General features: G+C 39.9%; 23 protein-coding genes, 1 pseudogene and 1 riboswitch. Of the genes and pseudogenes, 7 read left to right on the forward strand and 17 right to left on the reverse strand.

Going from position 1 to position 21,050, the window contains the following annotated elements; all coding sequences use genetic code 11:
- Nucleotides 1-100: 100 nt before the first annotated feature.
- The 11 genes from ACFX4I_RS13990 to ACFX4I_RS14040 form a co-directional block, all read right to left on the reverse strand.
- On the reverse strand, nt 101-1,123 hold the full coding sequence (locus ACFX4I_RS13990; RefSeq protein WP_377421320.1) for an ADP-ribosylglycohydrolase family protein: 1,023 nt from the start codon (nt 1,121-1,123) through the stop codon (nt 101-103).
- Nucleotides 1,124-1,322: 199 nt separating this feature from the next.
- The gene (locus ACFX4I_RS13995; protein WP_054398073.1) at nt 1,323-1,757 is read right to left on the reverse strand and encodes a hypothetical protein; all 435 of its coding nucleotides are present in this window, start codon (nt 1,755-1,757) and stop codon (nt 1,323-1,325) included.
- A gap of 251 nt (nt 1,758-2,008) precedes the next feature.
- Nucleotides 2,009-2,260, reverse strand: coding sequence for a hypothetical protein (locus ACFX4I_RS14000; RefSeq protein ID WP_053533616.1), 252 nt, complete (start codon nt 2,258-2,260; stop codon nt 2,009-2,011).
- Nucleotides 2,261-2,271: 11 nt separating this feature from the next.
- Nucleotides 2,272-2,799: a hypothetical protein gene (locus ACFX4I_RS14005; protein ID WP_377421322.1), complete on the reverse strand. Its 528-nt coding sequence runs from the start codon at nt 2,797-2,799 to the stop codon at nt 2,272-2,274.
- Nucleotides 2,800-2,919: 120 nt separating this feature from the next.
- Nucleotides 2,920-3,159 (reverse strand): hypothetical protein, encoded by a 240-nt coding sequence (locus ACFX4I_RS14010; RefSeq protein WP_377421323.1) that lies wholly within the window; start codon nt 3,157-3,159, stop codon nt 2,920-2,922.
- 239 nt (nt 3,160-3,398) lie between these two features.
- Complete coding sequence (locus tag ACFX4I_RS14015; RefSeq protein ID WP_377421380.1) at nt 3,399-3,668, reverse strand: hypothetical protein; 270 nt, start codon at nt 3,666-3,668, stop codon at nt 3,399-3,401.
- Nucleotides 3,631-4,053, reverse strand: coding sequence for a hypothetical protein (locus ACFX4I_RS14020; protein ID WP_230161394.1), 423 nt, complete (start codon nt 4,051-4,053; stop codon nt 3,631-3,633). The genes ACFX4I_RS14015 and ACFX4I_RS14020 overlap by 38 nt, the downstream gene beginning before the upstream one ends.
- Nucleotides 4,053-6,179 (reverse strand): ribonuclease YeeF family protein, encoded by a 2,127-nt coding sequence (locus ACFX4I_RS14025; RefSeq protein WP_377421325.1) that lies wholly within the window; start codon nt 6,177-6,179, stop codon nt 4,053-4,055. Before ACFX4I_RS14025 ends, ACFX4I_RS14020 begins: the two co-directional genes overlap by 1 nt.
- Nucleotides 6,176-6,463, reverse strand: coding sequence for a YwqI/YxiC family protein (locus ACFX4I_RS14030; RefSeq protein WP_034306007.1), 288 nt, complete (start codon nt 6,461-6,463; stop codon nt 6,176-6,178). The genes ACFX4I_RS14025 and ACFX4I_RS14030 overlap by 4 nt, the downstream gene beginning before the upstream one ends.
- Nucleotides 6,463-6,888, reverse strand: a complete 426-nt coding sequence (locus tag ACFX4I_RS14035) for a YwqH-like family protein (RefSeq protein WP_063577498.1) — start codon at nt 6,886-6,888, stop codon at nt 6,463-6,465. Before ACFX4I_RS14035 ends, ACFX4I_RS14030 begins: the two co-directional genes overlap by 1 nt.
- A 235-nt stretch (nt 6,889-7,123) precedes the next feature.
- Entirely contained in the window at nt 7,124-8,527 is a 1,404-nt protein-coding gene (locus tag ACFX4I_RS14040) for a M28 family peptidase (protein WP_377421327.1), read from the reverse strand.
- Nucleotides 8,528-8,798: 271 nt separating this feature from the next.
- Between ACFX4I_RS14040 and ACFX4I_RS14045 the strand changes: the two genes are divergently transcribed.
- Nucleotides 8,799-9,947 carry an iron-containing alcohol dehydrogenase gene (locus ACFX4I_RS14045; RefSeq protein ID WP_309519383.1) on the forward strand — a complete coding sequence of 383 codons (1,149 nt, stop codon included), beginning with the start codon at nt 8,799-8,801 and terminating at the stop codon, nt 9,945-9,947.
- 12 nt (nt 9,948-9,959) lie between these two features.
- Complete coding sequence (locus ACFX4I_RS14050) at nt 9,960-10,640, forward strand: hypothetical protein (RefSeq protein ID WP_377421329.1); 681 nt, start codon at nt 9,960-9,962, stop codon at nt 10,638-10,640.
- Between the two features lie 133 nt (nt 10,641-10,773).
- On the opposite strand, the gene ACFX4I_RS14055 is transcribed toward ACFX4I_RS14050, so the two are convergent.
- Nucleotides 10,774-11,295 (reverse strand): YbaK/EbsC family protein, encoded by a 522-nt coding sequence (locus tag ACFX4I_RS14055; RefSeq protein ID WP_377421331.1) that lies wholly within the window; start codon nt 11,293-11,295, stop codon nt 10,774-10,776.
- A gap of 170 nt (nt 11,296-11,465) precedes the next feature.
- Nucleotides 11,466-11,510: riboswitch (PreQ1 riboswitch) on the forward strand.
- 6 nt (nt 11,511-11,516) lie between these two features.
- Between ACFX4I_RS14055 and ACFX4I_RS14060 the strand changes: the two genes are divergently transcribed.
- From ACFX4I_RS14060 to ACFX4I_RS14070, 3 genes are all read left to right on the forward strand, one after another.
- On the forward strand, nt 11,517-12,002 hold the full coding sequence (locus tag ACFX4I_RS14060) for a QueT transporter family protein (protein WP_076372803.1): 486 nt from the start codon (nt 11,517-11,519) through the stop codon (nt 12,000-12,002).
- A 122-nt stretch (nt 12,003-12,124) separates the two neighbouring features.
- Nucleotides 12,125-12,781 (forward strand): TVP38/TMEM64 family protein, encoded by a 657-nt coding sequence (locus tag ACFX4I_RS14065; protein WP_377421333.1) that lies wholly within the window; start codon nt 12,125-12,127, stop codon nt 12,779-12,781.
- Nucleotides 12,782-12,896: 115 nt separating this feature from the next.
- Nucleotides 12,897-14,528, forward strand: a complete 1,632-nt coding sequence (locus ACFX4I_RS14070; RefSeq protein WP_377421335.1) for a PAS domain S-box protein — start codon at nt 12,897-12,899, stop codon at nt 14,526-14,528.
- 53 nt (nt 14,529-14,581) lie between these two features.
- Here ACFX4I_RS14070 and ACFX4I_RS14075 read toward each other — a convergent pair whose 3' ends face one another.
- On the reverse strand, nt 14,582-15,046 hold the full coding sequence (locus tag ACFX4I_RS14075) for a cadherin-like beta sandwich domain-containing protein (RefSeq protein ID WP_377421337.1): 465 nt from the start codon (nt 15,044-15,046) through the stop codon (nt 14,582-14,584).
- Nucleotides 15,043-15,792 carry a cadherin-like beta sandwich domain-containing protein gene (locus ACFX4I_RS14080; protein ID WP_377421339.1) on the reverse strand — a complete coding sequence of 250 codons (750 nt, stop codon included), beginning with the start codon at nt 15,790-15,792 and terminating at the stop codon, nt 15,043-15,045. Before ACFX4I_RS14080 ends, ACFX4I_RS14075 begins: the two co-directional genes overlap by 4 nt.
- A 300-nt stretch (nt 15,793-16,092) precedes the next feature.
- On the opposite strand from ACFX4I_RS14080, the gene ACFX4I_RS14085 reads away from it, so the two are divergent.
- On the forward strand, nt 16,093-17,727 hold the full coding sequence (locus ACFX4I_RS14085; protein WP_377421341.1) for a copper resistance CopC/CopD family protein: 1,635 nt from the start codon (nt 16,093-16,095) through the stop codon (nt 17,725-17,727).
- Nucleotides 17,728-17,745: 18 nt separating this feature from the next.
- Nucleotides 17,746-18,408: a YcnI family copper-binding membrane protein gene (locus ACFX4I_RS14090; protein WP_377421343.1), complete on the forward strand. Its 663-nt coding sequence runs from the start codon at nt 17,746-17,748 to the stop codon at nt 18,406-18,408.
- A gap of 48 nt (nt 18,409-18,456) precedes the next feature.
- Here ACFX4I_RS14090 and ACFX4I_RS14095 read toward each other — a convergent pair whose 3' ends face one another.
- The 3 genes and pseudogenes from ACFX4I_RS14095 to ACFX4I_RS14105 form a co-directional block, all read right to left on the reverse strand.
- Nucleotides 18,457-19,455 (reverse strand): S8 family peptidase, encoded by a 999-nt coding sequence (locus tag ACFX4I_RS14095; protein WP_230301293.1) that lies wholly within the window; start codon nt 19,453-19,455, stop codon nt 18,457-18,459.
- A 319-nt stretch (nt 19,456-19,774) separates the two neighbouring features.
- A pseudogene (locus ACFX4I_RS26405) lies at nt 19,775-19,852 on the reverse strand (SEC-C metal-binding domain-containing protein); the annotation flags it as partial.
- Between the two features lie 624 nt (nt 19,853-20,476).
- Nucleotides 20,477-21,046 (reverse strand): nitroreductase family protein, encoded by a 570-nt coding sequence (locus tag ACFX4I_RS14105; RefSeq protein WP_230301295.1) that lies wholly within the window; start codon nt 21,044-21,046, stop codon nt 20,477-20,479.
- Nucleotides 21,047-21,050 lie beyond the last annotated feature (4 nt).

Raw genomic sequence — 21,050 nt, forward strand, 5'->3', positions numbered from 1 at the left:
CGCTTCCCGTTTAACATAGCATAAACTGGACTCTGGACATAAAAAACCCCTATAAAGGACTTTTATAGGGGTTTTTTTATGTTCATATGAGGGATTTACATCAATCCCCATACTCTTCTTTAATTGCTTTATCTGCACAAAAACTATGGAATTGCTTGATTAATTCATCGATATCTTCTTTTCTTGTGATTTTCTCAAGCCATTCTTTAGGAATGTCGTCCATTTTATAGTACATACCTGCCATTGTTCCTGTAATGGCACCTACTGTATCCGTATCATCCCCTAGATTCACTGCTTTTAAAACGGCTTCGCTAAATGAATCTGAATTTCCTAAGCACCAAATGGCTGCTTCTAACGTATGAACCACATAACCATCTGACTGAATTTCTTCTTGTGGTAATGAAAAGAAATCTTCCTCAAAAATTCTTGAATAGGATTGCAGCTCTTTTTGGTATATATGATCTATATCAAAATTCTCATCAAAAAGTTCTTTTATTTCCCTTTTTGAAACTTCAGGAGAATTATTATAATAAAGTCTAAGTAAAAACTCGACATAAATAATGGAACCTACCACAGAACGCGGATGTGCATGGGTAACTTCCGTATATTTTTTAATGGTTTGGGTTTTTTCAATGAAATTAAAGCTATTAAAAAGGATAAATGCCACTGGAGCGACCCTCATCAACGCCCCATTCCCATTATCAAACATTGCATCTCCGCCACATTCTTTTGCTGGCGTTCCACTTTTAAACTTGGTTATGGCTTCACTGGTCGTTCTGCCAATATCGAACATTTCATGATGCGGGGTCCAATAACCAGATTCCATATACTGAACGAATTTTTGCATTAGCTCCGATGAATCGCCTTTTTCAATTAAGTTTTCAATTAAACATAAAGTTAGTGAAGTATCATCCGACCAAGTGCCTGGCGGCTGATTATAGGTTCCATATCCCGTTATATCATTAATAGTGAAAGTCCCTCTTTTTTTAAATTCAACCGGGACACCAAGCATGTCTCCAATAATACCGCCATACAGACTTGGTAACATTCTTTGTTTTAGATTAAATCTCAAAAAATTTTCACTATCGTCTTCCCATCTGTCTACCATTCTTCTGCCTGTCATTCTTTACACCTACTTTTTATTTAAGTACTATTTCGTCAGCCTTCAGTAATCCTTGCTCATTGATTAAAGTATCACTTTTGTTTTTATTAAAACTAACACCTATACTACAAAATTACTTTAAGTTTTTTTATAAAAAAACCTCGAGTGGCTTTAGCCACTCAAGGTTTCATTTTATTATAGCTAGATTTGGTTTTCTGTGTCATTTTTTATAACTGATCCAGATCTCTACTTGTCCACTTTTCTTATCTTCAAATGAAGTGACTTCTCCCCAAGTTCTATTATAAATTAATGAGTCTCCTTTTTTAATATCTGGTTTTCCTAATATCTCTTCTACCCATTTATCATGTATCTCTTTCTTTTTTTTAGCTTTATAATTAGACCAATTATTGTAAGTATTTTTCAAATTTTCATCAGCATTGTCGAGTTCAATACGAGAAACTTTACCATTCTGAAAGTTAACTACAATCCAAAAATAAATTCCATCTAACATAATTGCGTCCTTAAAAACAAACATATTATTCGATATATCGCTTGATAGTAGTTCATTTTGAAATTTTATACAAAAATCCTGTTTATTTGTATTGCCATTAAGTATGTTTCCTTTCACTAAAATATCACCTGTTAATCCATTCAAATTAAAAACCTCATTTTCATTTAAAAGAATTCATTATTTTACTATATTCTTCAAAGGAGATTTCAGAATTTTATGGTTTTCTATCATTGCACACAATACTCCATGATGGTTCAACCACCATGAGCTTTTTACTTTTATATAACCAGCTAATGTAATCTGTACATGTTTTGCTACAAGTTCGGTCATTCCTGTATGCAAATATAAATTGAATAATAAGTGGTGTTTTTACACTTTCCCATTTAATGCAAATTTTAATTATTAATTCTGTTATGTCTACTTAATATTAACTCATAAAGAAAATCAAATGCTTCATTTTCACTAGCAATTTCTTTAATTATATAGTGACCTCCTCTCTCTCTTGTTTTATAAACTTTCCACACTCCTTGATCATGTGCACATCCTATTACTAGCGACTCATCCGTTATAGTATCTAGTACCATAATATATTCACCAATATTTAGTTTTTCAGCTTCATATCTATTTAAGAACTCTTGTTTTGTCACGTCTAGCCCTCCTAGTATTTAGGTATAATTCCTATAATCTCTAGCATCTCACCATTTAATGGCGTTACAATTTGTTCTGCTCCACCATTCATTAACTTCTCACCTGTAGAGCTACTAGTCCAGGAAGCAGCAGTACCTTTCACTCCGTAAGTAGTATCTGTATTTCCAATAAATATTTGTACTCTATCTTGGAAATCGTCATAATAAGCCTTAAAATCAGCAAATTCTGAATCAGAAATTGCTGTTCTTCCATTGGCCACTACAATTCGATTTAACTCTTCAAGATTTCCACTTTTGACTGCATCAATAGATTCAAAATAAGATTCATTATTAAAATGCCCAACGTGCCTTGCAGCAGGGTTTTCTATATACGGTATTGCCCGTTGATCATATGTGTATGGAATACCATTATGAGGTAAAGTGGTGAAATTCTCTCCACCTTTTCCACCTACTCTATCCCATCTTTCTGGTAACGGACTATTTCTATCAATTGGCTGGATTGATTCTTCTACAAACCCCATTTTATCTGGCCAATCCACAATCATTCTACCATTTCGACCAAACCCTTCTGGACGAAGGAATTTTGTGCCTTTTACAACAGTAACATCACCTTTTACTTCTAATGCGGCATATGCTTCGTGAATCTTTACAAGCTTCTGTTAAATCATCTCGTTTTCCAATATTATTGATACTATTAAAATACTCCCAACATTCTTAAACTTAAGATTATCCGTACCCTTAAAAATACTCTCCCCTGAAACACCCTCTACTTTGCTATCCTTCACCGTAAATTTCTGATAGGCTTCCTTAATTGTCTGCTTTTCCATCACAACTTGGCGAAGGGTTGGTCCTCCTGCGAGGGATATTTGTTCCATACTTATCCGTTTAGGGATTTCCATTTCGTATTCCCAAACTACCTGCTTACTATCATAGTTTTCATACAAAAATTATACTGTCAATTTCATCAAAAAACCTCGAATGGCTTTAGCCAATCAAGGTTTCATTTTAATCTAGTGAAATACGGATTTCTTTTTCGATAATCTTAACTATATTACCAAGGCATGCAATGGTTTTGGTGCTTTTGGATGAGTAGTCTGGTATTCAAATAAATATGATTACCACCTATAATTCTACTTTCCTATTTCCCCATCGTTATCATATATAAAAATTTGAAAATTCGATCCTCATTACCCTTTTCTATAATTGAAAAATCTTGTCTTTCATCCACATCATACAATATCCAATTTCCATCTTCAAAGTAACAACCTGTTGATAACGATACATTAGTTTTTCTTCCAATAACGATATTACGTTCTTGTAAATCTATTCCTAACTCTTTTATCTTATTTTCATATTCACTTCGTGTCATTTTACCTTTGGAAATATAGTATGCTGATTCCTGCATCACTGGACCGTGGATCATACCATTGGGTTATCTTACCCCATTCAAATACATTTTCAGACAATATTCCCTCAGGATAACCAATTTGCTCTGTAAGCCATTCTCCATGCTGAGATAATTTTTCTTCATAGTCCCATTGGTTAATGGATGAATCACTAACCTTTAAACGTATTCCCTTTATTATATTATTCTCAAAAGAAATTCTAACAGAAAATCTTTTACTTCCCAACTGTATGGGCCTTAAGGAACCAACTGTTGCTTTATCAGGCTGCCTCTTCCTAACCTCAAAATTAGGATTTGTTGCTAATGACTTCTCAAAAAAATCTAATTTTGTATCTTGGTTAACTTCAATTCCTTCTATTGTCAATGTTCCATTATTCAAATTATTCATTAACGAATCCCCATTTCAAATAAATCAGCATTTTCTATCGCTTCATTAATTTCATCCATTTCAGCTTTAGTTAATTTAAAGTTTTTCAATTTGATAACATTTGGATCCTCTGCTATCTCTACAAAAGTCTTACTGATAGTTTCGTATATGTACTTACCACTTTCATCTTTTTGTTGTAACAATGTTGGATTAAATTCTATTCCACTTCCTCTTAATTTTTGTTTAGTTACATCGTCCAGTACAGGATTTACTTTTCCTTCCCTAAGTAAATCTTCAAAATCCGGTGTGAATATTTGCTCTAAACCGCCTGATCCTAATTGAGGATTCGCATCTGTCATACCTCTAGCTGATGGTAAATCATCCATTAATTCGAATTTAATGACCTGAAATTTATAATCTCCCGTTCCATCATCAAATTCTCTAGGATTAACTTGAACACCTTGAAATAATTTTTTTGAATCTCCGTCTACACTGTCTAAAACCTCTTTTGTAAAACAATAACCAGTTGGTCTTGGATATCCAGCGAATAAGATTGTGCCTTTTTTCAAAATAATATCCTCATATGTATCTATACCAAAGTAAGGATGAGAACCTTGCCATAACCTTGCTCTCTGTGAAGGTTGAAGAATGGTCTTATTTTTAAAAGTAGCTTCCTCTATTACACTCCATTTTAAATTTTCCAGTTCTCTTATCGTGATATTCGGCTTAACTTCCTTTAAAACTTTTTCAACAACTTCTCCATCGAGCATTACCTTAGTTCCTATAGAATTTTGTTTCTTAATTACATACTTTAATACGTCTTCAACAGGTTTAGGATTTGGATGTTTCGCTATTTCCTTAGCATATTTTCTTACTACTTTATTTTCCTTTAATAAGTCAGTAGTTTGATAGAGTGCATTCTTAACCTGTAAATGATCCACATACTTCGCCGCACCTGCCACACCGCCGATTCCGAGTGCCATCAACAGGCCGTTCTGGCGCTGTTCCTCGGTTAGCTGGTTGCCGAACATGTCTTTGCCTGCGGCTGCTTCGCCGAGGCCGTTGGCTGCGAGGAGCCCGTATATCCCGTATTCGGTTTTCTGGAGGAGGCTAAAGCCTTTTGTCGTTTTATAGGCATCGAGCGCATGATTCGCTGCGTTGAGCCCTTTGGCCGTTTTGTATAGGGCGCTGCCGCCTTTGATGGCCCGTCCGGCCCATCCGACGACGGGGATGAATCCAGCGGCGGCCATGGCGCCGGCGGCGATTCGTTCGGCATCGGACAGCTTGCGGCCCGTTACTGGATCGACTCCGGTCGAGGCCCTGATAGAATCATAATATCCCGTGAATTCCCCTGTAAAGGTTTTTGTCGTATCCCAGGCCTTTTCGTACCATGGGCGGTTTTCGAGTTCTTCCATTTCCTGTTCGATTTTCCGGGCTTCTGCTTGTTCCTTTTTGAAGGTTTGATAGTCTTTCATCTGACCGGCGACTTCATCCTTCACTTGATAGACGTCACTGCTCTTGAATGCCGATTGGTTGAATGTCATCGGCGAAATGTTGCCGTCCTGTTTGGTGGCATCAAGCAAGGCACGGAAGAGGCCAACGGCCACGTTTTCCTGCCCGATGGACACATCATATTCCTCGACCAATTGCCGGTCGACATTCTCGACCTTTGTCACGGTGTCATCCAGCCTGTGCCCGGCCAGCGTGATTTTTTCATTAAAGTCCTTTTGGTCGAACATATCAAGAGGCAGGATATCGTCAATGCTGTTCAGGATCCTTTGAAGATCGTTCGCTTGCTCATCGACAAGCGACTTTGATTGGTTGATGCCGTTTGAGACTTCGCCATCTAAAAAGGGGACCTCGACCACCGTATTTCCGGAGAGATCCGCCTCTTCCAGACTGGCCGGTATGCCTTCCAAAAAACTGATCTGGGTCGTGAATAGTTCCATCCAGGCGTCCACCACCTCGATTTGCGCTTCATAGAAGCTTTTGATGGCTGTAGCACCGGCTCCCTGGAACTCGTTATCCAGGCCGACGATGCCCTGAAATTCCTTTTTCAGGGCTGTGACTTCCTTCTTTAGTTCTTCATATTGCTTGGCGCGCGACTTGGTTGCGGCCGTCAATGTCTCGGCTTCATATATCTTCATCGCTGATACCCATGTGAAGACGTATGGGCGATGGCTTCATCCTGTTCTTTTAATAAGTCGATGTTGGCACGGGTATCTTCCACATTTTTCTGGACGATTTTGATATATTGCTCAAAGACCTTCTCCAGGTTCGTTTCGCGATCGATCCATTTCGATGTGAATTCCAATTTATTGTTGCCAAGCTCGCCTGCCGGCAAATTTCCAAGCGTGACTGTACCAAGTGCCGTCTTCACTTGATCGACTTGCTTCGTTACGGCAGGATGATTCAGTTTGATTGTCGTCATTAAAACAACCACCCTTTTAAATATGATATTTTGCTTTCCAATTGATCTATGACGGCTTCTCCTTTGCCTAAAAGAACATCCGCTTCATGTGCTATCGTACCTGCTGCACTCAGAGCCTTTTTCTCTATATTAAGCATCATGATTTTACCGTCGATTTTCTCTTGATAGTCATCATAATCATCATGAATGATCGTTGACATTGCCTTGTATGCATCACTGCGGGCATCTTGAAAGTCTTCTGCACGGTTTCCCGTCCAGCTTTTTGCCAAGTCCGGATTTTTAATTTTAGCTATTTCCCCAAGACAAGCATTCTGTTCTTCTTTGATTTGTCTTTTTGCCTGCTCCAAACGATTGATTTTTTCATTGACATCAGAAGTTTTACTAGAGAGGGCAGAGTGAATTTCACTCAATGAATTTGCATACACCTAAAAAATCACCTCAAACATACTATTCTCATTATGTAGACTGTCATATTTTTCATAATTTTTATTATAAGGATTATAGTCTTAGAGTTAAATAGGGATAAATAAGCTATTTATGCTACAGAATTAGGAAATTCAGCCCGCACGCTCCAATTCCCGATTAGACTTTTTACCCCTGTATTTCCATTTTTAAACATAAAGAAAGGGTGCAGGCTGCACCCTCTGAATATTTACTGCATTATTTGAATTCCTTTTCGCCAAATAAATGAGGAACTTTCACCTTTTTCCCTTTTTTATGATTGAAATCAGGTTTTTTAGCTTCGATTTTTGCTTGGTCATAGACAGCTGTGCCGACAATTTCAGCAACATCTTGAAGCTTTTCTTTTGAGATTTTATCAATGGTATCATCAGGAGTATGATACCAAGGTTCTGATGGACTGTGGATGAATAAAGCAGCGGGTATCCCAGCCTCAGCAAAGGATACATGGTCACTTCTCCCGCCTTGTCCATATGGAGTCGGCTCACCATTCAGTCTTGTACTTGATGCCTGGGCCAGCTCGGTTACAAGGTTCGTTTCTCCATCATTAGTCAAAATGACCAAATCTCCGGCATCCCTGCTTCCCACCATGTCGAGATTGAAGTTTGCAATGGTCCGCTTGATATCATCATCAGGGAGATTGCTCACATAATGCTGCGAACCCAACAATCCATTTTCCTCTGCCCCAAAGGTGACGAAGCGAATTTCCGTATCTGTAGGAAGATTCTTCAGAACACGGGCAAGTTCAAGGGTGACGGATGTTCCAGATGCATCATCATTCGCTCCGGGTGCCCCTGCGACGGAATCATGATGTCCAGTAATATAAATGATATCGCTCTTTTTTGCTTTATTGTTCTTTGTTGCTTTTTTCGTTGCCACTACATTATAAGAGGTTTTTTCTCCTGAATGGGCTCCTTCAATTTTTAATGATGCTGTCAATTTGACTCCATCATTCAATTTTTCCAAAAGGGCTTCTCCATCCTTTTTGGTGATCGTGACGGATGGAATAAACCTGTCATTATCCTCTCCGAGTGTCCCGTTTATTTCCCCATCTGCATTATTGAATAGGATGACTCCCGTTGCCCCTTTTTCCGCTGCATTCAATACTTTCTCTGCAAAAGTGAGGTTCCCTCTTTGTATAAGGGCAATCTTCCCTGCAACATCGGTTTCCTCAAGCTCTTCTTTCGTTCCTAAACCGGCATATACAACGTCACCGGATAGGTCCCCATTAACTGAATAGGTTAAATGGTTCGCTTGGATTTCCCCATCGAATCCAGCAACGGACAGCTCGACCAGATTTGGGTCTGTATAAGATAAAAAATTGAACTCTTCGATATCGGCTTTATAGCCATAAGATTGGAATTGCCTTTTGATGAATTGGACGGCTTTATACTCAGAATCCGTACCGGCCACCCGAGGTGTTTGTGAGAGGTATTCAATATTCTTGTAGATTTTATCGGCATCGATTCTTTTAATGACTTGCTTGTCCGTGGATGGCTCAGATAGCACCGGCGATGAATGCGGCGCTGCTAAAGGGGTGGTTGTCCCGGCTGTCCCGAGTGTCAATGCTGTGATTAATGTTAACGACAGAAATTGTTTTTTCATAGATTGCCTCCCAGTTTAATAGTTTCTACCATTATTTTACAATATATAGAAATTACTAACTAGGTAGGTTTATCCCTATTCATGTATGTCTAAAGTACCGAATTTACAAATACAAGAAATCATCAGGTGATTTGACCTGTATCAAAAGTCCTTCTCCATTCGGTATTTTGTCATATTATATAAAAATACCTGTAATCCAAACAGGATTTTCGCACTTTTTCGGGAAAATAATACAGAAGATATTGAATTTTTACAGGGAGAAGGCGCAAAGATGTCGATAACTAAATTTGTGATGCCGGAAGTGATTTTCGGTAAAGGTTCGATTGAACAAGCTGGCGAGGCCTGCTTGCGGCTGGGTGCCAAAAAGGCGCTTATCGTAAGCGACTCCGGGGTGGCCAATGCTGGCTGGTTGGATAAAGTCATTGAATGCTGCCAAGATGCAGGCCTTGCTTTTGCTACCTTCATTGAAATGACGACCAATCCGAAGGACAGGGAGATCGAAGCCGGCTGTTTGACATTTAAAGAACAAGAATGTGATGCCATCATCGGTTTGGGCGGAGGCAGTGCTTTGGATGTTGCCAAAGGGGTAGCCCTTTTAGTAACGAATGGCGGCATCATCAGTGATTATGAAGGTGTTGATAAAGTCCACTCTCCCCTCCCTCCCATGGTGATGATCATGACCACTGCAGGATCGGGTTCGGAAGTATCCCAGTTTTCGGTGATCGTCGATTCATTCCGCGAGAAAAAAATGACGATCATTTCAAAATCACTCGTCCCCGATATTGCAATAGTCGATCCTGCCACCTTAACCACCTTGGGACCGGATTTGACCGCAGCTACCGGAATGGATGTGTTAACCCACGCCATTGAATCCTATGTTTCAATCGCTGCGACACCTTTGACCGATGTACAAGCTAAAAACGCGCTTTCCATCGTTTCCCGCCACTTACGCCCCTCTGTTGCATCCAGGCATAATGAGGAAGCAAAAAAGGCGATGGCGATGGCGAGCCTGCAGGCTGGACTGGCTTTTTCCAATGCCATTTTGGGAGCTGCCCATGCCATTTCACATGCCATAGGCGGCAAGTACCTCCTTCCGCATGGTGAAATCAATGCGATACTCCTTCCCCATGTCATGGATTTCAATCGAATTGCCTCACCAAGACGATTCAGCGAGATTGCAGACATCATGGGCATCGATACACGGGCATTGACGGAGCAGCAAGCAGGAATGGCTGCCATTCACTTCGTAAGGGAATTATCCCGGGATATAGGGGCTCCCAAGAGTTTAAGTGATGTCGGCATTACGAAAGAAATGATAGATCCCATAGGGATGACCGCTCTTGAGGATGCCTGCATGATCACAAACCCCCGTGATATGTCATTAGAACAGATTAATCAGCTGCTTCTTACAGCCCTATAAGAGGTGAAAAGCATGAACAAACATGAATTGATAGATTTAATGACAGGCGTTAAATCTTCAAAAAAAACGTATTACACGGAACTTAAGAAAACCGTGGATCAGCTGAAGAAGAAGAATATGCAGCTTGAAATCATGAATGACATCACAAAAAATATGAATATGGACATCGACATCCAAGAGATTCTCCGAAATGTTATTGAAAAACTTAAGCAGCTCATTACCTTCGATGACAGTCATTTTGTCATATTGTATGAGGAAGAACCTGCCTTGCTTCACATCTGCCCTAATGGTCACTGCGATCTTGAAATGGATCCCAAAAACCTGTTACACCCTTTTCAGGAATTCTCATCGGCCTTGAAAGAAAAGCAGCCGATTCAGGTGGAAGTTAAACGGTTACCGGACTTCCGGGAAAAGGAACGTCTATTATCCCTTGAGATCGAATCACTTCTATTATTCAGAGATGCTTCCTTCACCGAGTTCTTCCCTTTCGATATACCCGATGATTTCCCCCTGATCTTGCACTGCCAATATATCAAAATTCTTTTTTTCCAATGCTTTCTGAATATCCACCGCCAGATCGTTTTTATGGCAAAACTCAAGCTCCTGGGCAATGCTCTTAACCGTTATATTCTCTTCATAAAGAGTTTTAAGACTAAGATAGCTGTTATTGCTTTTTCTTTTGCTTTCATTTAACATCTTTCAACCTCCGCTCAGGAACACTTTCTGCCCGATTTTCCGCTTAAATCATAGAAAATGTATGCGGCCGCCACTAAAATAAAGTCCACCATAGCGGACTCAATTCCATTCATGTGAATTTTTGAAACCATCAAAGGCCATCAACTGCATTGCCTACCGCCGTTTCCTCATTCCCCTTCTCTTCCCAACCTTTGCAAACATCCACCCAATTCTTCGCGCCTGAATATTCAAACAACTCAGCGAGTTTAAGTTCTATTGCAGAGTTCGCACTGCCGCATGCCGGGAACAATGACTCAAAGCGTTTCATCGATACATCAAGAAAAACAGCTAGAGCATTTGCCAGACCAAACGGGCAAACTCCTCCGATGGCATGGCCAGTCTGTGCAAGCACTTCTTCAGGTGAAAGCATTCGTGCCTTGAAACCGAACGTCTGACGAAATTTCTTATTATCCACTTTCGCGTCCCCTGCAGCAACAACCAAAATGGCTTTTTCACCTTCCCCCTTAAAGGAAAGAGTCTTAGCAATCCGCGCTGGGATAACACCGATGGTTTCCGCTGCTTCAATCACCGTAGCACTCGATGTTTCGAACTCCATTACATCGCCTTCCCGATCCCATTGTTTAAAATGGCTTTTGACACTCTCGATCGACATACTATATTCACTCCTTTGAAGTATATATTGAAATAATATCATCCTTCATTGCAATAAATCAAAATCCAATTGAGCTACTTCCCCTGCTTGAAAACTCATAAATTAAAACCATTCTTTACAAATTGACGAAACAAGCTTACATGGGATACTATTAAACATCGGGCAAACGCCTAAACGTGGTTCGTAACCATCCCACGATAAAAAACTAGGGAGAGAGTAAAATGAATGTTCGTACACTCGTGATAAGCGGGTTATTGGCTGCCTTGTATGTGGCGGTCTCATTGGTGTTCCAACCAATATCATTTCAGATGTTCCAATTTCGTGTACCGGAAATATTGAATCATCTGATTGTATTCAATAAAAAGTATATCTACGGTATCGTCGGCGGAGTCTTCATATCGAATCTGCTCTTTTCGCCGATGGTGCCATATGACTTGATTTTCGGGGTGGGGCAATCTCTGCTCGCCTTATTGCTTGTCATTTTTGTTTCTCGGTTCATAAAAGGCATTAAAGGACGGATGATCGCAACGATTATCTTTTTCACGTTCACAATGTTTTTAATTGCAATCGAACTGAACCTTGCCCTGGGCTTCCCATTCTGGTTAAGCTGGATGACCACTGCTGTCGGTGAATTCGTTGTCCTCTTGATTGGAGCGCCAATCATTTATGGAATGAACAAAAGAATTCAGTTTGAAAAGTGGCTTTAATGGAAACTTCGCGTCGCGAACCCACTATAATGGAAAAGAGCTGTCTGCATGATGCGGCAGCTCTTTTTTTTCACCAATGAACTCGAAAATGATAAACTACTAGTAAGAATGGTGGTGGCCCTTTGAAAAAAGTCCTGACCATAATCGGTCTATTGGTAATTGCAATATTTATTTTTTCTAATGCAGAGTTATTCACTTTGGTTTGGAAAAGTGATTTGGATTCTGTTATTGGCATCTTGAAGGAAAACCTTTTGCTTACATTTATTGTGACATTCGTTTTGATGTTTGTACAAAACTCTTTTACAATCATTCCCTTAATTTTGCTCCTGACTATCAATGTCACGATATTCGGATTCATATATGGATATCTATGGAGTTGGTTTACAAGTGTTGTTGCCTCAGGTTTCATTTTTTATGCAGCAAGAAACTGGTTTCAGGAGCTTCTCTTAAAGAGGATTGGCGAAAAGTGGCAAGAATCTGTTGTGGAGCATGGCTTCATGTACGTTTTTACAGGCAGGATTTTCCCTCTGATCCCAACAAGCTTAATTAACTTGGTAGCTGGAGTCAGCACCGTCACTTTCAAGGATTTTTTATTAGCGACGGCACTTGGCAACCTTATATACTTTTTCTTCCTTTCGCTCATTCCATATGGACTGCTATCTGTTGAAATGAACCAATATACGCTAGCAGCACTCGCACTCCTCTTCTTACTATTTTTCATTATCTATAAGCGTGCAAAAAAGAAAAAGAAACTAACCTTCGTCAGAAAAAACAGGTGAACACATTGGCCCCTGTTTTTTTATTTAGAATTCTGCATATATTTTTTTCCGATAGTTTGTTAAAATGTGTATGTAATTTTACCTTAGAAATGTCTTAAAATCAGGGAGAATCTCCATGTCCAAACGCTCCATCTTAGCAATATATATCCTATCCGGGATTCTTACACTAGTCGTGTTCGACTATTTTTTAACTACAAATATCCAAAACAAAGAGGTCTTCATTCAACTTCAAAGAGCGGAAGGATTTGTTTTCCTTTTATCAATAGGTTTGGTTTTATATCTTTATTTAGCTAAAAGGGAAGAATTCAAGCAATTAAAAGAAGCGGAACAACGTCGGCGTACACTCATCAATTCAATGGTGGATTTCGTTAACTTCAAAGATGGTGATGGCCGATGGCTTGAATCCAATACCTTCGGCCTGCAATTATTTCAATTGGAGCATGTAGACTATAAGGGAAAAAGAGACAGCGAACTCGCAGAATACTCCGAATTTTATAAAGAGTCGTTGATCTACTGTGAAGTTTCCGATGAAGAAACGTGGGTAAAAGGGGAAATCACAAGGTGTGAGGAAATCGTCCCTCTTCCCGATGGCAATCACAAGACCTTTGATACCATCAAAGTTCCCCTGTTCAATGAGGATGGTTCTCGAAAAGGCTTAGTCGTCATCGGCAGGGATATTTCTGAAAGAGTAGTCGCGGAGAATCAATTATTCGATAGTGAACAACGCTATAAATCATTGTTTGAACACAACCCTTATCCGATGCTGATGCTTGATTTAAACGGAATGATCACGACCGTAAATCCAAGGTTTGAAACGGTAACAGGCTTTCAACAGGAAGAAATACATGGAGCCTCATTCATAAATTTGAACTTCTCAGCAGAAGACGCGGAATTGATCCGTACATCTTGCCAATATGTCATGGAAAACCAAAAGGGGATAAAAAAAGGGAAAGATATAGAATTCCTGACGAAGTACGGAAAGTCCATCTTACTTTCTTGTTCGTTTGTCCCGATGATGGTTGGAGAGGATTTAGTCGGAATCATTACTTATGCTAAAGAAGTCACTCAAATTCGGGAAACCGAAGCACGCTTAAGAAGAACTGAAAAATTATCGATAGTCGGCGAACTTGCCGCTAGTGTGGCCCATGAGGTACGAAACCCTCTGACTTCTTTAAAAGGTTTCGTCCAGCTTCTTAAAAAGAGCGACCATCCCTATGAACATTACTACACGATCATGTTAAGTGAATTGGACCGGATCAATCTTATTGTAAGCGAGTTACTCGTCCTGGCAAAACCACAGGAACTTCCATTCAGCAAACATCAAATCATCGACCTGATGAATGATGTCAAAACCTTGTTGAAACCAGAGGCGGACTCGTACCCCACCCAAATATCAATATCTGTTAAAAACGAAATACCGCTTCTATTATGTGAGGGAAACCAATTAAAACAAGTATTCATAAACATGCTCAAGAATTCAATGGAGGCAGCCGCCGATCACATTTGGATTGATTTCGAACGCATCGACAATAACCTTTCCATTACCATCAAAGATAATGGAAGCGGAATTGAAAAAAAACGGATAAAGCATCTTGGTGAGCCTTTCTATTCTTCTAAAGAAAAAGGAACTGGATTAGGACTGACAGTCAGTTGCCGAATCATTGAGGCGCATCGGGGAAAGGTCCGCTTTAACAGCGAACTAAACCATGGAACCGAGGTCCAAATCATTTTGCCCATAAAAATATAAATCCGGGGACAAGCCTAAACCTTGTCCTTTTTTTGCAGGATTTCTTCACCTCCCTATTTAATCAGGGAGGTGAAGAAATCCTTTATATTCCCAAAGAATGACACAGTCTCAACAGGTTGTTTGCGATTAACCTGGCCTCCATTATTATTGGATGCATCGCTCTCCGAATTGCCGGCTGTACTCATATGCGCTGCCTCAACTCCTACCTCTTTTGCTTTGACACCATCCACGGTTTCTTCCTCATCCATTTCCACATCCATATCCTTTTCGAAAACTAGGACGTAAGTACGGCGCTCCCCATCCTTTGAAACGGTAACGGAAATGGCCGTTTTCGCTTTATCCTTGATCTTCACTTTTTTACTGCTCTCACCGTCATATTCAATCGTTGCTCCGCTGGCATTTGTCGTTGCATTCATTTCGACTGAAGAAATATCATTATCGACCTCGATATGATAGGTATGCTCATTAGATTCAAAAGATTTGTTCCATTCTCCTGATGATACAGTCAGAATGTTCAATACTGGTGCAGTGCAGTTTTCGATTCTTCTTTTTCCTTGACTGCTGCCCGTGTAATCGTAAGCGTATAGGTTTTTTTATCTCCATTTTCTGCTGTAACGATAATCTTCACCGTTGTCTTACCGATTGGAAGGGTAACCTTTACACCTGCACTGGTTGCATCCTTTCCATTCACCTTTACAATTGCGGTACTGTCACTCAATGTCGGAGTTACCGTAATGGACTGGACTTCATTTTCAACAGAAGCATTATAAGCTGTCACTTTAGAATCGAATGTTAATGAGCCTTTTGATAATCCAATCGATGTTAAAAGATTATCATCACTTTCAAGTTTTTCAACTTTGAGAGAATAGGTAACCGTTTCATTTTGCCCATCGCTGACGGTGATTTCAAATGTATTCATGCCAGTTTGAAGCGGTAAGTCCTTCACCTTCCCCTCTGTCATTTTGACACCATTCACGTATATGGCTGCATTCTCGTTAGGACTTGCTGCAAGTAAGTTGATCTTTTCCACATCATTCCCCACTGCCGAACTATAGTCGTGTAAATCTTCTGAAAATTCCCGATCCAGTGCAATACCCTCTATTTCCAGACTTGAAAGATTATTTACCGTTTGTTCCTCTTCCTGAATGACGGAAGTACCTTCCGCAGCCCCTGCCGCTGGCATATAAGTGGATGTTCCCATCCCCCAAAGGGAACCAACCAAGATCACCTTCACACTTTTTTCTTTAAATCCCTTCTTTAGCAAAGCCTATCCCTCCTATAATTCCTGCAAACATGATAGGTTCAGGTTATCAAAGGAACCTTAATTATTTCTTATTGGAGTTTATAACAACAGGATGCCTATTAATGTTTTGCAAAGCGGAATTCCTAACCAATATTTATGGCTATAATGGAGGTAGGAAGGCAAATCTAAACTTATTGTTATCACTTTTCTAGCGAACCTTTCAAACTGCCTTTAGATAACTAATTTATTTTCACTGTTTTTTCACATTTTCCTTTTATAATGAGCTTACATGATCTGATGAAAGGATGATGGCACACCAAGATGAAAAAATATTTATGGCTGGTAGTCAGCCTATTCAGTTTGCTTTTATACCCGGCAATGGCTTTTGGTCATGCTACGGTAATAAGCTCTAATCCTAGCCCGAATGAAGCGATGGATACCCTTCCTGAAAAGATCAGCATTCAATTCAGCGAGAATATTCAACCATCCTTCCATTCGCTTGAGGTATTCAGCCAAGGCGGAGACAAAATTCAAATTCAAGACAGTACAATCTCGGAACAAAGTGAAAAAATACTGGAAGCTAAGTGGAAGGGCACTATCGACGAAGGGATTTATTACATTAAATGGAGAGTGGTTTCAAGTGATGGGCATCCCATTGAAGGAACAATTCCCTTTCAATTCGGAGATTCAGCGGGCCTTTCAGACCACGAAAAACCCGAAGTGAATGCAAGTTTTCCGAATTCCATCAATGTGATCCTTCAAAGTCTTCAATACATATGCTTCGCTGCACTTACTGGAATCCTTTTTTTCAGATTATCGTTAATGAAGGATTCTGGACTTTTTGAAGCAAGCAGAAGAACACGTCTATACCTTTGGCTTTCATATGCAGGTTTAGCATTTTCCATCTTCTTCAATCTGCCTTTAAAAGTTACGATTGACGCTGGCGTAGGTTGGACAGATGCATTTAAATTGAGTTATATAAAAGAAGTATTGAATGCTACAAACTTTGGAACGGTCTGGATCATTGAAGTTCTAATATTGCTGCTTCTATTTTTAGTGATTTATTTCATGCTTGAGAACTCCCTGAATAAATCGTTGCCTTTCCTTTCTTTCATCATAATAGCAAGCTTGATGATTTGTAAGGCTTTAACTGGACATACAGCAGCTGTTCCTAATCAGGGTCTTGCCGTTTTGATGGATTTCCTTCATTTGTTGTCCATGGCTTTATGGCTCGGCGGCCTTATGGCCTTATTGGTGATTTTACCTGGGCTTGCTGATCGGCAGGCAGTCCAAGAAGATAAGAAAACATTTTACTGGTCGATCATTCAAAGGTTTTCCAGATGGGCATTTCTGTTTGTAATCATACTGATTGTTAGCGGGATATACAGCAGTTTACAGCATGTTCCGACTGTCCATTCATTGTTCAACACAACATATGGACAATTGTTACTGGCGAAAATCGGTCTCATGTTAGTCATGATCGTTTTAGGAGGCTTTCATTTTCTCAGAGGGAAAAAGCAAACGAAAAAACTTGGTTATAGTGTGGGAATGGAGTTTGGTTTAGGAATCGTCATACTTCTCATTGCAGCTCTATTGACAAATGTCCAAACTGCCATGTCTTCTCCCGGGCCCATTGAAAAGACGTTACGGACTGAAGAAAATAATGAGGTTACATTAATGGTGACTCCCAATGAAGTCGGGGATAACGTGATTCAAGTAAATCTCTCCAATGAAGGCAAACCCCTTGCTGATATAGAGCAGCTTACAATCACTATGCAGCCATTAGATACGCCACGCGGTGAAATAAAACTGCAAATGAAGGAGAAAAACACAGGTACATTTACATCAAAGTCTTTATTAACCATGCCAGGAAAGTGGAATATCCATGTTCACGGATTAACTGAAAGCCTGGATTCAATTAATGCTGATTTTTTAATTTTCATAGGGAATTCATAACAGGAGGGATTTATACTAATGAAAAATATTTCAAAGCTACTTATTTTCACATTTGCCGCATTATTCATTTTTTCCGGTTCAGCATATGCTCACGTTACAGTCAAGCCTAGTTCATCTGCACCTGAAGCGTGGGAAACTTATACACTCAAAGTACCAGTAGAAAAAGAAACTGCCACTACAAAGGTGACTTTAAAAGTACCTGAAGGGGTTACTTTTGAAAGCTATCAGCCTGTACCGGGGTGGAAAGTAACAACAGAAGGTGACAAAGGTGGGCATGTAAAAACGGTAACTTGGGCAGCAACTGATGAAGGAATAGCTGCTGGACAGTTCCAGCAATTCTCTTTCGTAGCACAAAATCCTAAAGAAGAAACGAAAGTTGCCTGGGATGCATTTCAATATTACGAAGATGGTGAAATTGTTGAATGGAGCGGTGATGAAGGCTCAGACCTACCGCATTCTGTAACGGAGATTACGGTTGCGCCCAAGGCTGATGCAGAACCTGCTGACCATGGTCACAAAGATGAGGCTGATACTAATGATTCCACGGCAACTGACAATTCAAAGGAGTCAGCAGCAACAGACGGTGACGGCAATCAAGCGCTGATCATCACTCTGGCGGTCATTTCACTAATTCTGTCCATTGTAGCGCTTTTTGCAGCTCTAAGGAAAACTAAAAAATAATCATTATGGAAGGTGCCCCAAAAATTCTTGAGGCACCTTTTTTCTCTTCTAATATTCCATGACCACCGATTTACTCGGTAACTTAAGGTTTTCTGATTCTATAGTAATCTTAATCGATTTTTCAGCTCTTTGGTCCGCTATCGTTAAGTTAAGCAATCCATTTCCCTGTGCTTTTTTGCTTATTCCCAGATCTTCCGTACTTTTCACCAGCTGTGCATATAATTCCGCTTCAGTTAAATTGCGGTCAAATTCCTTTTCAGCACTCACTTTCAAGAGGGCTGCTGCACCGCTTACATGAGGCGTAGCCATGGACGTTCCGCTCAACCTGGCATATTTATTTCCTGGATACGTAGAAAGAATATCGACACCTGGCGCCACCAAGTCAATTTCATCATTTGTATTCGAAAAATCCGCTAAATTTCTGCTTAAATCCACAGCTCCGACTTCCACTACCTCGGGATATGCTCCTGGATAATCCAATTCATCCGTTTCATGACGCCCATCACCGCTATTTCCAGCTGCGCAAACAACAAGGATATCGTTCTGAAGGGCTTTTTGAATGAGTTTGTGTTCAGCCTCATCCGGAGGACCGCCAAGTGAAAGTGAAATAACCGAAACCTTTTCTTCATTAGGTCCCCGCCAATTGATTGCATACTCTAGAGCTCCATTAATCCAATCTATATCACCTTGCCCTTGACCATTTAGCGCCTTTAACGCTAATATGCTCGCTTTCGGAGCCACTCCCACTACACCAGCATTATTGACCGCAGCCACAATCGTACCGCTAACATGTGTCCCATGTCCATTATCATCTTGATAATCGCCGGTATTGGTAAAATCCTTCCCACCAATGATTCTTTCTTTGAGGTCTGGATGTCCCTTGTCAATGCCTGTATCGATGACGGCAATTACCACTCCCTCACCATAATTGCTTTTCTCCCAAATTGCCGGGGCTTTCACAAGCTCGACACCCTCAGGAATCTTCTCTTTCACCGTTTCCATTACTTCAAGAACTTTGTAAGGTATTAATCTTTTTTCTCTTGTCATTTGATTACCCCTTCCTTCGTTCAATAAGTTAAACTGCCATCAGTGTGGGGATATTCATCCCGTCTGGTTGCGGTCTACCGTTGAAAGAGATGAGATCAAAAAACTCTTCTCTCTTATATATACCAGATTTATGAAAATAAAAAAGAAGTTTTCGGAAAATTCCGTCTAAATGACTACTTTTTATTTCTTTTTATGTTATTATCTGGTACTCTTATTATAGAACAAATGTTCGAAAAATACCATACTTTTTTATTCATTACTCAATTTTTCCCCAAATAAAAAAGAAGCGACCCAGAATCGAGTCAGCTTCCATGAGATGTTAAGCTGCGCCGCAGCATTTTTTGTATTTTTTCCCGCTTCCGCATGGGCATGGTTCGTTTCTGCCAATGACCGGTTCTGTATGAACATGCGGCATTTTAGCTGCCTTTGCACTTTCCATGATGATTTGCGTGCCTTTTTCCTTCATTTGCTGATACCGCTGTTTAAATAACTCCATTACATCTTTACTGTATTTTAACGTATCTTCCGCAATATCCATCGCCTTTTGCTTGGAAATATTATAATCCTCCAGGACAAATTGATTATCCCCGAAAGAAACCCTCACTCCAAAATGCTGTCCTGCCTGTTTATTGCCTTTAAGCTCCTCAACGAATTCAAGGTATACTTCCTGGCAATCACAAGTCTGGTGCATGCAATAATAATCATATATCCAATACGTTTTATCTTCATACTTACTCTTTAAAGCAATTCCATCCTCCACGCCAAAAACATCCAAATATTTTATCGCTTTTCCATCAAGTATCTCAAATGGATCAATCGTTCTCATCTATAGACACATCCTAATTCATCAAAATTTATTCTTCCTATGTATTGTACAACCTAATTCATCAATCGTCACTTGAAACGAAGCCTGACGAATCCAAATCCCTTTCATTAAAATCAGATTTTAGGAAGCCTTATTGAAGGCAAAAAAAAAAGCTGCATCAGTGTGTATACACCGATGCAGCTGCCCCTCAACCCTTCATCCGATCCATGTGGTCAATTCATCAATCGGTGTTTTCTTAGCAGGTTTCGGCTCCATATCAGGATAACCCAAGTATATGAAAGCCAATACTTCTCCTTTTGAAGATAAATTGAAAAATTCACGGACCTTTTCATGATAAGTTATTTTTCCCGTTCTCCATACTGCTCCCAGGCCTAGGGAATGTGCTGCAAGAAGCATATTTTGAATGGCACTGTTCACTGCCGCATATTCTTCTGCCACGAGGACATTATTCTTATCACTAGGCTCTATGCCAACTGCGATGATGACTGGAGCCCTTAATGGATTCTTTTTTTGCCTTTCAAGCTTGCTGATTAAACTTTCAGGGGTATCATCAGCATTTTCAATTTTTGTGATTTCTTCGAATACCTCTCCAAGTTTATTTCTTCCTTCTCCTGTCAATACAAAAAAGCGCCAAGGCTCCGTTCGATGGTGATTAGGTGCATAAGTTCCAGCTTCAATGATTTGCTCGATCATTTCCTTAGGTACCGGATCTTGCTTGACGATTCCAATGCTTCTTCTCGTTTTTATAGCCTCGATAGTTTCCATGTTA

The organism is Peribacillus sp. YIM B13472 (assembly GCF_042788005.1).
Lineage (GTDB): Bacteria > Bacillota > Bacilli > Bacillales > DSM-1321 > Peribacillus > Peribacillus simplex_E.